The organism is Buttiauxella brennerae ATCC 51605, assembly GCF_001654925.1.
GTDB lineage: Bacteria > Pseudomonadota > Gammaproteobacteria > Enterobacterales > Enterobacteriaceae > Buttiauxella > Buttiauxella brennerae.
The window spans coordinates 129,276-145,456 of sequence record NZ_LXER01000005.1 but is presented as its reverse complement, the minus strand read 5'-3'; the positions used below and the strand labels follow the sequence as shown (position 1 = coordinate 145,456).

The 16,181-nt window shown below is 53.3% G+C and carries 12 protein-coding genes; 4 read left to right on the top strand and 8 right to left on the bottom strand.

Annotation, left to right across the window (positions count from 1 at the left end; all coding sequences use genetic code 11):
* Positions 1-142: 142 nt before the first annotated feature.
* Entirely contained in the window at positions 143-1,657 is a 1,515-nt protein-coding gene (dgt, locus tag M975_RS01030) for a dGTPase (protein ID WP_064556798.1), read from the bottom strand.
* A gap of 92 nt (positions 1,658-1,749) precedes the next feature.
* Here dgt and mtnN point away from each other — a divergent pair, with 92 nt between their 5' ends.
* The 3 genes from mtnN to M975_RS01015 all read left to right on the top strand — a co-directional run bounded on the left by mtnN (position 1,750) and on the right by M975_RS01015 (position 3,945).
* Complete coding sequence (gene mtnN, locus M975_RS01025) at positions 1,750-2,448, top strand: 5'-methylthioadenosine/S-adenosylhomocysteine nucleosidase (RefSeq protein ID WP_064556796.1); 699 nt, start codon at positions 1,750-1,752, stop codon at positions 2,446-2,448.
* Positions 2,441-3,256, top strand: coding sequence for a vitamin B12 ABC transporter substrate-binding protein BtuF (btuF, locus tag M975_RS01020; RefSeq protein WP_074388298.1), 816 nt, complete (start codon positions 2,441-2,443; stop codon positions 3,254-3,256). The genes mtnN and btuF overlap by 8 nt, the downstream gene beginning before the upstream one ends.
* Positions 3,257-3,324: 68 nt before the next feature.
* On the top strand, positions 3,325-3,945 hold the full coding sequence (locus M975_RS01015) for a TRIC cation channel family protein (protein ID WP_064556794.1): 621 nt from the start codon (positions 3,325-3,327) through the stop codon (positions 3,943-3,945).
* Positions 3,946-4,124: 179 nt separating this feature from the next.
* On the opposite strand, the gene erpA is transcribed toward M975_RS01015, so the two are convergent.
* Together erpA and clcA are read right to left on the bottom strand one after the other, a co-directional pair.
* Positions 4,125-4,472 carry an iron-sulfur cluster insertion protein ErpA gene (gene erpA, locus M975_RS01010; RefSeq protein WP_064556861.1) on the bottom strand — a complete coding sequence of 116 codons (348 nt, stop codon included), beginning with the start codon at positions 4,470-4,472 and terminating at the stop codon, positions 4,125-4,127.
* Positions 4,473-4,570: 98 nt separating this feature from the next.
* A complete protein-coding gene (gene clcA / locus M975_RS01005) occupies positions 4,571-5,992 on the bottom strand; it encodes a H(+)/Cl(-) exchange transporter ClcA (RefSeq protein WP_064556792.1) in 1,422 nt (473 codons plus the stop codon).
* Between the two features lie 146 nt (positions 5,993-6,138).
* Here clcA and hemL point away from each other — a divergent pair, with 146 nt between their 5' ends.
* On the top strand, positions 6,139-7,419 hold the full coding sequence (gene hemL, locus M975_RS01000) for a glutamate-1-semialdehyde 2,1-aminomutase (RefSeq protein ID WP_064556790.1): 1,281 nt from the start codon (positions 6,139-6,141) through the stop codon (positions 7,417-7,419).
* A 99-nt stretch (positions 7,420-7,518) separates the two neighbouring features.
* Here hemL and fhuB read toward each other — a convergent pair whose 3' ends face one another.
* From fhuB to mrcB, 5 genes are all read right to left on the bottom strand, one after another.
* Complete coding sequence (fhuB, locus tag M975_RS00995; protein WP_074388297.1) at positions 7,519-9,504, bottom strand: Fe(3+)-hydroxamate ABC transporter permease FhuB; 1,986 nt, start codon at positions 9,502-9,504, stop codon at positions 7,519-7,521.
* On the bottom strand, positions 9,501-10,400 hold the full coding sequence (fhuD, locus tag M975_RS00990; protein ID WP_064556788.1) for a Fe(3+)-hydroxamate ABC transporter substrate-binding protein FhuD: 900 nt from the start codon (positions 10,398-10,400) through the stop codon (positions 9,501-9,503). The genes fhuB and fhuD overlap by 4 nt, the downstream gene beginning before the upstream one ends.
* Positions 10,400-11,197 carry a Fe3+-hydroxamate ABC transporter ATP-binding protein FhuC gene (fhuC, locus tag M975_RS00985; protein WP_064556786.1) on the bottom strand — a complete coding sequence of 266 codons (798 nt, stop codon included), beginning with the start codon at positions 11,195-11,197 and terminating at the stop codon, positions 10,400-10,402. Before fhuC ends, fhuD begins: the two co-directional genes overlap by 1 nt.
* 47 nt (positions 11,198-11,244) lie before the next feature.
* Positions 11,245-13,416 carry a ferrichrome porin FhuA gene (fhuA, locus tag M975_RS00980; RefSeq protein ID WP_064556785.1) on the bottom strand — a complete coding sequence of 724 codons (2,172 nt, stop codon included), beginning with the start codon at positions 13,414-13,416 and terminating at the stop codon, positions 11,245-11,247.
* 212 nt (positions 13,417-13,628) lie between these two features.
* Positions 13,629-16,181: a bifunctional glycosyl transferase/transpeptidase gene (gene mrcB / locus M975_RS00975; protein ID WP_064556783.1), complete on the bottom strand. Its 2,553-nt coding sequence runs from the start codon at positions 16,179-16,181 to the stop codon at positions 13,629-13,631.

Genomic DNA, 16,181 nt, shown 5'->3' with positions numbered 1-16,181 from the left:
GATTCAATTCTCAAGTTAATAAGTCACGCAAAATTGCTGTGTAGGCCAGTATAGAGTGACAATTGAGGCACTAAGTTCCGCCGATAAGTCACTGGAAAAAGTAAAAATTTATTGTCCGTCTTTACAAAACTCCACGAGTCACTTATTCCACGGCCATCAAACGTCGATATTCATCCCAGGCATATAAGTCCGTCATTCCACTGACATAATCCTGAATCAGGCGGCAACGGTAGTAATATTCCCATACCGGGAAATCACTGGCTGACGGCGTTAAATCACTGACGGCCTCGATATAAGCAAGCCTATGTTTTGTTGATAATTTGTGGAATAAACGCGTCTCAATGGGCAGACGACGCAAACTTTCTTTTTCCACCAGTTCAGCAAAATCCTCACCTGATATATTGAGTAATGGACTGTAAATATCAAGTAAGCCACTGATAACGCGGTAGCCCTGTAATTCTAGTTGCTCAACTTCTGGATGGCTAAACACATGCTTAAATGCCACCTGTTTATAGAGTTCCAGCAGGCGCGCAAAGGGGCTGTCGTCTTCAAGCAGCGCGTGATTAAACTCGCCGCTATATATCTCGCCAAGATTGTCGATGAAGCGCTGTGCGGCATAAGGCACCAGCTGGTTTAGCGTGTTGACGCGCAGATACATGAAGAACTGATCTTCTGTGCTGCGGCGCATCTGATTTGAACGGGATTTATCCCAGGCTTCATCTACGACACGCTCAAACAGATCGTCTTCGCTATGTTCACCCCAGGCATCGCACAAATGTTGGTAAAGCTGCTCAACGCTAAAAATGCGTTTCTCGACGGCATCTTCCAGGTCTGCCACGCAATAAGAGATGTCATCTGCGGCCTCCATTATCCATGTCAGCGGGAAACGGCTGTATTCGCCCAAATCAAGCTCCGCACGCAAGCGAGCAATGTATGCCTCTTCGGACAGATAAAAGCCGGGTTTCTTCATCAGGTAAGCGTGGCTTTCTGGCGGTTCCCCGACAAACCAGGCCGGGCGGGTATATTTAAGAATGCAGCCCACCTGCGCCCAGGTGAGGTTCATGCGCAGCAGACTATGAACCAGACGAATCCCCTGGGCATTGCCTTCAAACTGGCAAAGATCCTGCCGTACCTTTCGGCGCAAACCATTCAATTGATCTTCACCTTCATGCAGGCGCAACACCCCAACACGGCAACGATCGTCGCTGCGTGGCTGGCTGCCTGCATCGGTTGGGAACAAACGCTGGCGGAACCAGTCATTAATGGCTGACTCACCAAAATGGCCGAATGGCGGGTTGCCGATGTCGTGCATCAGGCAGGCCATTTCAACAATGCTTTCAAACGGGCCGGTCAATTCATGCAACCCGTAACGCTCGAGGTCTTGCCGCTCTTTCAGGCGGCTAAGCACTTCTTTGGCGATGTAACGCCCGACTTGCTGAACTTCCATTGAATGAGTCAGGCGTGTGCGAACAGAGGCATTACGCTCCAGCGGAAAGACCTGTGTTTTCTGCTGCAAGCGGCGGATTGCCGGCGAGTTGACGATCCGCCCACGATCGCTCTCAAAGATGCGCAGGATTTCGTGTTCGTTTTTTTCCCCTTCCGGCGAACGAAAACGGCGGTGCCAGTTAATTTTCTTGCGGAAATCTATCTCACTCATGCCCTCTCCTGCGCCTTTTAACAGCGGATTAATTCCTTGATGCCAGCCATGATAGACTATGAAGGTAATTTAACACTTTAGCGAGAATCACTATGAAAGCAGGCATTATTGGTGCAATGGAAGAAGAAGTTACGTTGCTGCGTGACAAAATTGAAAACCGTCAAACTCTGACCCTGGCCGGGTGCGAAATTTACACCGGCACGCTCAATGGCGTTGAAGTGGCATTGCTAAAATCAGGCATCGGTAAAGTTGCAGCAGCAATGGGCGCAACGCTTTTGCTGGAACACTGCAAGCCTGATTTTATTATCAACACCGGTTCTGCGGGTGGCCTCGCACCAACGCTGAAAGTGGGCGATATCGTGGTTTCCGATGAAGTTCGCTATCACGACGCTGACGTAACCGCTTTTGGCTATGAATATGGCCAACTGCCAGGCTGCCCTGCGGGCTTCGCGGCTGATGCAAAACTGATTGCGGCAGCTGAAGCGTGCATTGCCGAGCTGAACCTGAACGCCGTGCGCGGTTTGGTTGTCAGTGGTGATGCGTTTATTAACGGTTCTGTCGCACTGGCAAAAATCCGCCACAACTTCCCGCAGGCCGTTGCCGTGGAAATGGAAGCAACCGCAGTGGCGCATGTTTGCCACAACTTTGGCACACCGTTTGTGGTCGTTCGCGCCATTTCTGATGTTGCTGACCAGCAATCTCACCTGAGCTTTGACGAGTTCCTCGCGGTTGCCGCGAAGCAGTCCACGCTGATGGTAGAAAACCTGGTGCAGAAGTTAGCTCGTGGTTAATAAGAACGTCTGGCGCGGGCTATCCGCGCTATTGTTTTGCCTGCCGTCACTGCTGATGGCAGCGCCGCGGGTTATTTCTCTGTCGCCGAGCAATACGGAACTGGCTTACGCAGCCGGTATAACACCCGTCGCGGTTAGCGCCTGGTCAGACTATCCGGAGGCCGCTAAAAAACTTGAGCAAGTCTCAAACTGGCAGGGAATGAACCTTGAGCGCATCGTGGCGTTAAAACCCGATATCGTGCTCGCCTGGCGTGGCGGAAACGCAGAACGCCAGGTTAACCAATTACAGGCGCTGGGAATTAAAATCGTCTGGCTTGATCCGGCAACGGTCGAAGGTGTGGTTGCGGCACTGCGCCAACTGGGTCAATACAGCCCCACCCCTGAAACCGCCAACCAAGCAGCGGACAAACTGGCGCAAGAATTTGCCGCGTTAAAAGCGCAGTATGCCCAAACAAAAGCGAAGAAAGTTTTCCTGCAATTTGGCCAACAGCCGCTATTTACGTCAGGCCGCGGTTCGATTCAGAACGAAATTCTGGAAGTGTGCGGCGGGCAAAATATCTTCGCTGATAGCCGGGTTCCATGGCCACAAGTCAGCCGTGAACAAGTGCTTAGCCGCCGCCCGCAAGCTATTATTATCACCGGCGATGAAAAGCAAATCCCCCCGGTTGAGCAATTTTGGAATACCCAGCTAAAAATTCTGGTTATTGCAGTGAATGATGACTGGTTTAGTCGCTCGGGCCCACGTATTATCCTCGCCGCAAAACAGCTCTGTGCGGAGCTGAATAACAATGAACATCCCTCTAAATAGCCCGAGTTGCAGTTAACATCCCTGCGGCCCGAAATATGACGGGGCGATATTTAAATGAGGATAGCTAGATGCTCGTTTATTGGCTGGACATCATTGGCACAGCCGTGTTTGCCATCTCCGGCGTACTGCTGGCTGGAAAACTTCGTATGGACCCGTTCGGTGTCCTGGTTCTGGGTGTCGTGACTGCCGTTGGCGGCGGGACAATACGTGATATGGCTCTGGATCACGGCCCGGTATTTTGGGTTAAAGACCCCACTGACTTAGTCGTTGCGATGGTCACATGCATGCTAACCATTCTGTTGGTACGCCAGCCGCGCCGCCTGCCAAAATGGATTTTACCCGTGCTGGACGCCGTCGGTCTTGCGGTGTTTGTCGGCATTGGGGTCAATAAAGCGTTCCTTGCCGGCACCAGCCCACTGATTGCCATCTGCATGGGTGTGTTGACCGGTGTGGGCGGCGGGATTATTCGTGACGTTTTAGCCCGTGAAATTCCAATGATCCTGCGGACCGAAATCTACGCTACGGCATGTATTGCCGGCGGTATCGTGCACGCCACCGCGTATTACACGTTCCACGTTCCCCTGGAACAGGCGAGTATGATTGGTATGGTCGTCACCCTGGTGATTCGCCTCGCAGCTATTCGCTGGCATTTAAAACTGCCAACGTTTGCACTGGATGACAGGCAATAGATAATAAAAAAGCCGGATGACGCTTTCGCTTATCCGGCCTACAAATCTTTTTACTATTTAAACCAAATAATTCGAGCTGCAGGAAGGCGACAAAGCCGTAAATCCCCAGGAGCATAGGTAACTATGTGACTGGGGTGAACGGGTGCAGTCAACGCACCTGCAGCTTGAAGTATGAAGGTTTAAACGCTGAAGGAAGAACCACACCCACAGGTGCTTTTCGCATTAGGGTTCGTTACTACAAAGCGTGAACCTTCCAGACCTTCGGTGTAATCCACTGCGCCGCCTACCAGATACTGCAGGCTCATCGGGTCAACCACCAGCGCAACGCCTTGCTTCTCGATAGTCATATCGCCGTCGTTGATCTGGTCATCAAAGGTAAAACCATACTGGAAGCCGCTGCAACCACCACCGGTGATGTAGACGCGCAGTTTCAGATTCGGGTTTTCCTCATCCGCGATCAGGCTTTTTACTTTATTGGCTGCTGCTTCGGTAAACTGCAACGGCAGCACTGCTACGTCATCACTCATCATTTGCTCCCAACGAAATAAGAAGTCGGATAGAACTCCATACCCTAACGGGTATAACCCGACCTTTAGGGCCATTATCTAATACCCGAGTAAATCGTTCAAGTATTCTCCCCGGCAGGGGCTTGTTGTTCTTTGCTGCGCTTTTCAGCTTCCTGCTTAGCAAGCGTTCGCGCAAGGATCGAGGAGTATAGCGGTTTTCCGCCGAGGAATTGTGCCAATAGTGTCGCGCCAAGGCAGGTAATAATCATTGGCAGAATGAGCTGATAATTGTCGGTCATTTCCAGAACCAGCACAATTCCCGTCAACGGTGCGCGCACCGATGCCGCAAACAACGCCCCCATTCCGGCAATCGCAAATGTCCCTACTTCAAGGTGATAGGCCGGGAACCAGGCAGCGCTCGCGATACCGAATGCGGTGCCCAGGAGCGTTCCAAGTGCCAGCATTGGCGCAAAAATCCCGCCAGGCGCACCGGATGCAAAACACAGCAAAGTGGTAATCACTCGCGCCACAAAAATAAACAGCAGCATGCCTAAGGTGTAATTTCCGGCTGCAGCGATAGGGATCAGGTTAAAACCACCGCCCGCTGCCGCAGGTTGGATAAGCCCCAACACGCCACAAATGCCACCTAACAGGCCGCCAATAATTACCCATTTTTTAAGATTGCCGCCGTGGAAGCGCTGGAACATATCCTGAGTGCGGAACACCATCGCGTTAAAGAACACACCGACGATGCCGAATACCATTCCGAGTACCAGATACAGCCACAACGTATTAACCGGCGCGTTAGAAAGTTTCCCGACTTCAATCACCGCGTTTTCGCCGTTAAAAATACGGAACACCACACTCGACATAATCACGCCGATAAACACGGCTTTAATCGAAATCAGGTTATAACGAAATTGCGGGCGCATCTCTTCAATGATGAACAGAATCCCCGCCAGCGGTGCATTGAATGCGGCAGACAGACCTGCGGCGGCACCGGTCGCTAACAGCGAATGGCGGGCTTCAGCACCGCGCAAACGGAAAATATCCAGCACCATGCGGCCGATATTGCCACCCAATTGCACTGTCGGACCTTCACGCCCCAGCACCATGCCAGCACCCAGTGTTCCCATCCCGCCGATAAACTTAACCGGGATGACACGCCACCAACGCACCGGACGCAACTCTTCCAGCGCCCCTTCAATTTCGGGGATGCCTGAACCACCCGCTTCCGGCGCATAACGACGCACCAGATAATAGCCAAGCATCGCTAAAAGCATTGAGCTAATGAATGCCAGCGGCCAGACAATAAGGCTGTGATCAGCCACATGCGCCAGCATCGCCAGCCGATTTTGTTGAACCCAGGTGACGGCTTTTTCAAAAGCAACACCCACCAAACCGGCTAACGTCCCTACTATCGCGGCCATAAAAAGAATAGCGACAGGCGTTTTATCCTGTCGAATTAGGCGACGCACCATGTCGCCCCTGCGTAAGCGCACAACCTGCTGTGCTTCAAAAGAGGGGTGGGAGTGATTCATTAGGTTAATCATTCATTGGTAATACAAATCGAGGGGGGCATTCTACTCTCTCGACGCGATTGGGCAAAACTTTCATAACTTCGAATGTTTCCCTTAGAATAGCGTGTAGTCATTATTTCCACGAATCCACGAATTGGAGCCGATTCATGAGTAAGTCTGAAAACCTGTACGCTGCCGCACGTAAAGTCATCCCTGGTGGAGTTAACTCGCCGGTTCGTGCTTTTACTGGCGTCGGCGGTGTGCCGCTGTTTATCGAACGCGCTGACGGGGCTTACCTGTATGACGCTGACGGCAAATCCTATGTTGATTATGTTGGTTCATGGGGGCCAATGGTTCTCGGTCACAACCACCCGGCAATTCGTAATGCCGTGATTGAGGCGGTTGAACGTGGTTTAAGCTTTGGCGCGCCAACGGAGATGGAAGTAAAAATGGCGGAGCTGGTGACCGAACTGGTGCCGACTATGGACATGGTCCGCATGGTGAACTCCGGTACAGAAGCCACCATGAGCGCCATTCGTCTGGCGCGTGGTTTTACCGGCCGCGATAAAATCATCAAATTCGAAGGCTGCTACCACGGCCACGCTGACTGCCTGCTGGTGAAAGCCGGTTCTGGCGCGCTGACCCTCGGCCAGCCAAACTCACCGGGCGTTCCGGCTGATTTCGCCAAACACACCCTCACCTGCACTTATAACGATCTCGCGTCCGTTCGCGCCGCGTTCGAGCAATATCCGCAAGATATTGCCTGCATTATCGTTGAACCCGTTGCAGGCAACATGAACTGCATTCCACCAAATGATGATTTCCTGCCAGGCCTGCGTGCGTTGTGCGACGAGTTTGGTGCATTGTTTATTATCGATGAAGTGATGACCGGTTTCCGTGTCGCGCTGGCGGGTGCCCAGTCTTACTACGGTGTGGAACCTGACTTAACTTGCCTTGGCAAAATCATCGGTGGTGGCATGCCAGTCGGTGCGTTTGGCGGCCGTCGTGAAATCATGGATGCGCTGGCACCAACGGGCCCGGTTTACCAGGCAGGTACGCTTTCCGGTAACCCAATTGCGATGGCGGCAGGCTACGCTTGCCTGACTGAAGTCGCGCAACCAGGCGTTCACCAGACATTGACCGAACTGACCGAAATGCTGGCAAACGGTTTGCTGCATGCAGCGAAAGAAGAAAACATTCCATTGGTCATGAACAATGTGGGCGGCATGTTTGGTTTGTTCTTTACGGATGCAAAATCTGTGACTTGCTACCAGGATGTGATGGCGTGTGACGTCGAGCGCTTTAAGAAGTTCTTCCACCTGATGCTGGAAGAAGGCGTTTACCTGGCACCATCGGCATTTGAAGCAGGCTTTATGTCAGTTGCGCATTCGAAAGAAGATATTCAGAAGACTATCGACGCTGCGCGTCGGGTGTTTGCGAAGCTGTAATCTTTTGCCCCTCACCCCGGCCCTCTCCCCCAGGAGAGGGGGAAAATCGATCCGTCCCCTCTCCCTGTGGGAGAGGGTTAGGGTGAGGGTGAAAACAAATCACCGGGTCTGCTTTCGCAACAAATAAACAAAGTACGGCGCACCAATAAACGTCGCCAGCAAGCCAGCAGGCACCTGATCCGGGAAGAGGATCATTCTTCCGCACCAGTCCGCCGCCACCATCAGCATCCCACCCAATAATGCCGACATCACCAACTGCGGCATAGCACGCCGGAACCCCAGCATGCGCGCAATATGCGGCGCCATTAGGCCAACAAAACTCAGCGGGCCGACGGTCATGGTTGCCGCAGCGGTTAAGGTTGCAGCCAGCAAAAGCAGCGCAAAGCGTGATGGTGTCAGAGCCATACCAATCGCGCGCGCAGTTGCCCCACCTAACGGGAGAATCATCAACCAGCGGCGACACAGCGGCGTCAGGGCAAACAAAATCACCATCAGGATAAGCGTTCTGACAGCCTGGTCACCGGTTACGTTATACGTTGAACCCGAAATCCAGGTCAGTATCCCCGCCATTCGCGGGTCGCCGCTCGCCATCAGCAACATCAACAACATGGTAAACGCGGTACTCAGCGCCATCCCGGCAAGCAACATACGCTGTGGGGAAAAACCGCCACGACTGGCCGTCACCATAATCACCAACAGTGTCACCGCAGCACCGAGGCTACCGGCCGGGAACAACCAACCAAATGCGTTGCCCGGCACGATAAACAGCATCACGACGACGCCGAATGCCGCACCGGAACTGATACCCAAAACTTCCGGGCTGGCCATGGCATTACCGGTCAAACGTTGAATAACGCTACCGGCGACGGCCAGCATCATGCCCGCAGTCAGTGCAGCTAATACACGTGGCCAACGCCACTGTAATAACTCATGGAATAACGAACCGCTTACCCAGTTCCAGCCATACGCATCGCGTCCAAGCGTTAGCGCAGTGACAAGAACCAACGCTAACACACCGCTACCAACTAACACCCACCATGCCAGATGCTGGCGCTCGCTCGGAACGTTATCGCCCTGGTTCATCGCTGGTGTGCCAACGGTGCGCAGGCGTGGCAGCAGCCACAGCAGCAATGGGGCACCAATCAGCGCCGTCACCGTACCGGTTGAAATCTCACGCCACACGCTGGTCAGCCAGATCACGGATTGATCGGACAGCCACAATATCAACGCGCCAATAAGCGGTGCGAGGAACAAACGCGCGACCAGGCGGCGAGCCCCAAGCATTTTCGCCAGCAACGGCGCGAACAGGCCAATAAAACCAATAATCCCGACGGCATTAACCAACAGCGCACTGATGGCAATCGCCAGTACCAGCGTCGCGAGGCGCACCATGGAAAGTGCCAGGCCAAGATTACGCGCCACACCATCGTCGAGCCCCATAAGCGTTAGCGGGCGCAACAACAGCAGCGTTAATAACATACCGCCGACCAGACGTGGCCACAGGCCGTTAACGATGTCCCAGTCCTGCTGGTTCAACGAACCCGTGCTCCACAGGAACATGTTCTGCAATTGGTCGTGGTGGAAAATGGCAAGCAGCTGGTTTACCGCACCGCAATACAGGCTCAATACCAGCCCCGCGAGGATAAGCGTGACCGGAGATAAACGCTTGCCCCAGGCGACACCGAACACCAGTAAACCAACTACACCCGCACCGACCAGTGCGGCAAACTGCTGCGTGGCGAATCCGCCGGGCAATGCCCACAGCGTGGCAACGGTGACACCTAATTGCGCGCCACTCGCCACACCCAGCGTTGTCGGTTCGGCAAGGGGGTTACGCAACACTTGCTGGAATAACACGCCCACTAAACCCAGCCCTGCCCCGACCAACAAAGCGATGGCAAGGCGCGGCAGCAAACTGTAGTGGAATAACATCTGATTGATGTCATCCATATTAGGTTGCCACCAGGCAGCACGCCATTGTGCCGCAGGCAATTGCACATTCAGGTTATGCAACGTGAGCGCACAGGCAATGACAAACATCAGCGATAACAACATCGCCGGGAACAAGGCATGACGATGTTTCACGCTTTGCTCCCTATGGCTTTAGCCAGCATGGTGGTGAAATTCATGGCGGAAAGGGTCGCGCCGTAGAGCCAGACAGGGGGCACTCGCTGGAAACGGTTCTGGCGAACAAAAGGCATGGCATTCCACAATGGCGTGGCGGTAACGCGCGCCATTTCTGCATCGTTGTTATGATCGAGACAAATAACATCAGCATCTTTCACTTCGGCGAGGCGCTCAAGGCCAACGACCGCACTGCCCCAGAAGTTGGTTTCACCTGTCCACGCGTTTTCCACGCCGAGCAAATCCATCACCTGTTGGAACAGACTGCTTTTGCCGATCACCAGCGCATGGCGCGAATCTAACAGAGTCATCAGCAATACGGGTTTATCGCCGCGGTCGGCAAAGCGGGGTTTCATCTGCTCGATAAATTGGTCGAAGTGGGCGAGATGATCTTTCGCGGCCTGCTGCATACCGAGCTTTTCGCCCAGTTCGGTCAGCGACTGGCGTGCAACCGTCAGCGGCTTGCCAGAGGCATCGTTAAAATTGAACCCCAAACCCGGCGCGATACGCGACATCTTTTCCGGCGACGGGCCGTAGCCTGCGGAATAGAGAATCAGCGACGGTTTTAATTGGGTCAACAGTTCGAGATTGGGCTCGGTGCGCAAACCGACTTCAATAATGCCATCGGGCAATTTCGGTTCGCCCACCCAGGCCTGATAATTTTTGATATCAGCCATCGCGTAAGGCTTAACGCCCAGCGCCAGCATCAATTCGACGGGTAGCCATTCCAGCGCAACAATACGTTGCGGATCGATTGCCGCCGCATGGACGTTGCCCATTTTGAGCAACAGCGGCGAGAGCGCCAGTGCCGTTAACAACTGGCGACGACTCAGCAAAGGGTTAATCAGCTCACTCATCAGTAAACGAAGCTCACCGGAGCCGCGCCCGCAGGATGTGGCAGAATGCCCATTGGGATACCGTAAATCTGTTCCAGCGTTTCGCTTTGCATCAATTCAGCAGGGCTACCCTGGGCAATCATTTCGCCACCGCGCAGCGCTGCAAGGTTGTCGCAATAACGCGCCGCCATATTGATATCGTGCAGAACGGCAATCACCGTCAAACCACGTTCCTGGCTAAGGCGATGAATCAGCGCCAGTACATCAACCTGGTGGGCAATATCCAGCGCCGAAGTCGGTTCATCCAGCAACAGGCAGCGACTATCTTGCGCCACCAGCATGGCAATCCACGCGCGCTGGCGTTCGCCGCCAGAAAGACTGTCTACCAGACGATGAGCAAAAGGTTTCAGCCCGACTAAAGTTATGGCCTCGTCAACCAATTCCCTGTCCGCTACGCCAAAACGACCTAACGCGCCGTGCCACGGATAGCGGCCTATCGCCACTAACTCACGCACGGTCATGCCTTCAGCTGCCGGAAGTTGTTGCGGTAAGTACGCGACTTTGCGCGCAAATTCCTTGCTGCTCCAGCTATCCAGCGGGTGATTGTTGAGATGAATTTCCCCATCAGAGGGTTTCTGATGGCGGCCAAGCATTTTCAGCAGTGTCGATTTCCCCGAGCCGTTGTGGCCAATCAGGCCTGTGACTTTACCAACAGGAAAGGTCATCGACAGAGGATGAAGAAGCGTGCGACCGGGTACGCGGAAGGTAACGTCAGTGAGGCTAAACGTGGTATCGGGATGAACGAGTTTGTCCTGCATGGCAGCCATCTTTGTTGATGGGCACGGCGAACCGTGCCCGAATGCACTTAGAAGCGGAATGTTGCAGTCGCAACAACCTGACGCTCAGCGCCCCAGAAGCAGCCGTAGGTGGCGAAGCAGCTGGCAACATATTCACGATCAAGCAGGTTGTTCACGTTAACCGCGATGCTCGAACCATTCATACCGAAGCGACCGAGGTCATATTTAACCACTGCATCCAATACCGCAGCACTGCCCACTTTGAAGCTGTTTGCAGGGTCACCGTAGCTGGAACCGATAAAGCGACCACCGGTACCAAGAGTCAGACCAGTAAGAGCACCTTCATTGAAGGTGTAATCACCCCACAGTGAAGCCATATGCTCTGGCACCTGCTCAGGCGTATTGCCTTTGTAATTGGTGTCGGTGGTGTATTCCGCATCGGTATAGGTGTAGGAAGCCGTCACGTTAATGTTGGCATTAACCGCCGCTTTCGCTTCAAGCTCAACACCACGAGAACGGATTTCGCCGCCCTGAACGGAAGAGAAGCCGTGTGAAGTGTCGGGATCGGACATCAGGTTATCAGACTTGGTCAGCTGATAGACCGCACCGGTAATCACGACAGCCATATCCTTCGGCACATATTTCACGCCGGCTTCATACTGGCGGCCCTTAGATGGCTTAAAGGTATTACCGTAGAAATCTGCACCCGAGTTTGGCTCGAAGGATTCACTGTAGCTGATGTATGGCGATACACCGTTATCGAACAGGTAGTTCAGACCTGCACGACCAGTGAATTCGCTGTCATCACGCTCGGTGAAGTTGTTCGCTTGATACGCCAGAGTAGACTGTTTCAGCCAGTCGTAACGACCACCGACCGTCAGAATAAACTTGTTCCACTCAGCTTGATCCTGAATGTAGATACCGGTCTGTTTCTGTTTGTTTTGCTGATACGGATCCGCATCGCCAAAGTCGTAGTTTTCATACACTGGGTTATACAAATCCAGTGGAGGTGCGCTGCCAAAGGTCGCGTTCACATCGTTACGCATTTGCTGGAAGTCCACACCCGTCAACAGGGTATGTTCAAGATCGCCTGTGGCGAATTTGCTTTGCAACTGGGTATCAACAGCAAAGTTGTGCAGTTTTTCGTTATCGACAACGGTACCGCGAGTCAGCATATGGCCGGTTGAATCTACGCCTGTGCCGTAAACGCTTTTCTGATTGGTTTTGGAGTCAACATAACGCAGGTTCTGACGCACGGTAAAAGTGTCGTTGAACTCGTGGTCGAAGCTGTAGCCAACCATTTTATGGGACAACGAGTAGGTGTTATTTGGCACACCTTCGTTGAAATCTGTCGGTAAGCGAGAGCCATCTGGTAACGGCTCCACGGTACCTTCTTTCGGCAACCAACCGTAATAACCCGTTTCTGGGGTGTCTTGCAGGTTAGCTAAGAAAGTGAAATTGGTTTTATCGTCAGGACGCCAGGAGAAAGACGGCGCAATCGCATAACGTTTCTGTTTGGAGAACTGCTGCTGGTCATCGTTAGAACGAGCCACACCCGTCAGGCGATAAGAATAAACACCTGCATCATCCAGTGAATCACTGAAATCAAAACCGGTCTGGAACAGGTTGTCAGTGCCCATTTTGAACTGCACTTCTTTCAGCGGTTCAGTCGTCGGGCGTTTGCTCACCATAGTGATGATGCCGCCTGGGCTGCTTTTTCCGTACAGTACGGAAGTTGGGCCACGCATTAATTCCACGCGCTCAAGCATATACGGGTCGATGATCACTTCGTTATAGAAGTCGCCCTGAAGCTTCAGACCATCTAAATAGTTGTTCTGGTTAACTGAACCGAAACCACGGATTTTCACCGCGTCGTAGGTGTCAGATGCGCCACGTGTTGAAACGGTAATACCCGGCGTATAGCCCAGCGCTTCTTTAACGGAAGCTGGCTGGTGAGTATCCATCTCTTCACGCGTCACAACTGAAATAGACTGCGGAGTCTTCTCAATCGGCGTGTCGGTTTTGGTTGCGGTGGCGGTGCGTTTAGCCGCAATCGTTGGAGACGGACCCCACGCGCTTTCGTCAGCAGCGCTGGCAGAAACAGTGATGGTGTCTTCTTTGCTGGTTGTGTTGTCTGCGGCAAAACTTGATGCACTCACACCACTGACGGCGGCGGCAACAAAGAATGCAAGTTTACGGATTGAGGTGTTGACTGGTTGTCCAGTTCTTAAACGCGCCATTGGTTTTTCTCTGATGAAGTAGTGACGAATGATAACGTAAACGATAATTATTATTAGCCGCAGAATAATAGACGAAACGGAAAGTGCATAGCAAGTAGGAAACGCCCCTGGTAAGTGCGAGGGAATAATAATTAACCAGAGTAATTGCATGGAATTAATAAAAAAGAAAAGCCCCCGTGGTAAACGGAGGCTTTATGGGAAAACCGCGAGGTTTATTTACTGCCGAACATGTCTTTTATCCAACCTGCAACACCGTCACTACTCTCTTGCTTCTGAGGTTGTTGCTGCTGCGGCGGCTGTTGTGGCTGTTGAGTCTGTGGCTGCTGCGACTGACTAAACGGATTGTTGTTTTGCTCAGACTGTTGGCTTTGCTGGCACAGCCCATCCGGATTGGTCGTCCATACTGGCAACACACGATCCCCGCCGCCACCGCACTGGAAGTAACCTGCGCTATCAACGCCCATATCAACGATATCTTCCGGCGGGTTCAGCACCAGCGGAATCGGCGTCTGGTTGGCAAGGTAACGCTGGTAAAGCGACATCGCCCCGCTCGCACCATACAACTTGGTCGGCTGGTTGTTGTCACGCCCTACCCAGGTAATCGCCACTTCTTTGCCGTCGATGCCCGCAAACCAGGTATCCACGTTATCGTTGGTGGTCCCCGTTTTACCGGCTAAATGCAGGTTCGGATATTTACCACCTAACGCACGGCCCGTACCGCGAGCCATAACCTGCTGCATGGTAAACAGCGTCATGTATGCGGCCTGCGGTGGAACAGCCTGCTCCGCCTGTGGGAAGCTTTGGTACAGCACGGTGCCGTCTTCAGCAATCACCGAACGCAAGGCAGAAAGCGTTGCGCGGTTCCCGCCGCTGGCGATGGTCTGGAATGCCTGGGCCACTTCAATTGGCGTCAGGTTCAGCGCTCCCAGCAACATTGCTGGAACCGGATGCAACTGCTCTTTCGGCACGCCGAGTTTAATCCAGGTATCTGTTACCGCAGGCAAGCCCAGCGCCATACCGAGGTTAACCGTTGGCACGTTCATCGAACGCGTCAGCGCGTCCACTAGCATGACCTTGCCACTCTCACTGTAGCGACGGTCATCGTTTTGCGGTGACCACACTTGCCCATTCGGTTGCTTCAGCGCGATTGGCGCATCGGCAATCCAGGTATTGAGGCGGTAAGCGTCCGGCTGGCTTAATGCCGTCAGATAGGTCGCAGGTTTTGCCAGAGAACCGATAGAACGGCGGGCCTGCATCGCGCGGTTAAAGCCTGCGAACTGGGTTTCTGCGCCGCCGACCATCGCACGAACTTCACCGGTCGAACGGTCAACAATGACCATTGCCGCTTCCAGATCTTTCAGTTTGCGCGAGTTACGAAGAATCGGAACCCCTTCACTGACCGCTTTTTCTGCCGCATCCTGGGAAACGGAGTCAAAAGTAGTGAAGATCTTCACGCCTGACAGGTCTTTAACTTTGTCGCCAAGTTTGGTCTGGAGTTCGTTACGCACCATCTGCATAAATGCAGGCTGCGGCGAAATTACGCCACCACGCGGTTGCACACCCAGAGGGCGGGCGCTCAGCATGTCGTAAAGTTCCTGGTCAATCACCTTCTGCTCTTGCAGCAAGCGCAATACAAGGTTACGACGTTCCAGCGCCAGTTTCGGGTTACGCCATGGGTTGTAAATCGACGCGCCTTTCACCATGCCCACCAGCAATGCTTGCTGATCGAGACTCAGTTCTTCCACAGGGCGGCCAAAGTAATACAAGCTCGCCAGCGGGAAGCCGCGAATTTCGTTATCACCGCTCTGACCGAGATAGACCTCGTTCAGATACAGCTCAAGGATACGATCTTTGCCGTAACGCGCGTCCATGATCAGAGCCATGTACGCTTCGTTCGCTTTACGCCAGTAAGAACGCTCGCTCGATAAGAACAGGTTTTTGACCAGCTGTTGCGTCAGCGTACTTGCACCCTGCACCGTACGACCCGCTGTCAGGTTCGCCAGCACCGCACGGCCAATGGAGAAGAAGCTAATCCCATCGTGCTCGTAGAAATGGCGGTCTTCTGTCGCGATCAACGTGTCAACCAGCAACTCCGGGAAACCGGTGCGCGGCACAAACAGGCGCTGCTCACCGTTCGGTGAAGACAACATGGTGATCAGACGTGGGTCCAGACGGAAGAAACCGAAGCTGCGGTTGTTATCCATATTCTGGATGGATTCCAGATGGTCACCATCAAAATTCAGACGTGCGCGGATCTGCCCTTCTTTACTGTCAGGGAAATCAAACGGACGGCGGATCATCTCAATGCTGTTGCCCTGCACCGTAAACTCACCAGGACGCGTCATCTTCGTCACCTGGCGGTACTGCGTGGCTTCCAGCAAGTTAACCATCTCTTTCTTGCTGTACGGCATGTCTGGTTCAAGGTTCACCATACGGCCATACACAGCCGCAGGGAGCTGCCAGACTTTGCCATCAATACGGCTTCGGATCTTCTGATCGAGGTAAACGCCGTAAATCACCATCAGTACGGCAAAGACGACAAACAATTTTACCAGGAACCACAGCCAGCGGCGTTTTTTACGCGGCGGACGGCCATTGCCACTGCCTTTTCCTTTACGTGGCGGCATCGGTTCCTCGTCGTCATAATCGTCATCGTAATCCGCGTCGTATTCCTCTTCCCGGATTCGACGGCGGCTGACTTTCTCTTTTACAGGACGTGAAGGTTTGCCTTTACGTCCAATCGGTTCGCGGTCATTCCCCGCCAT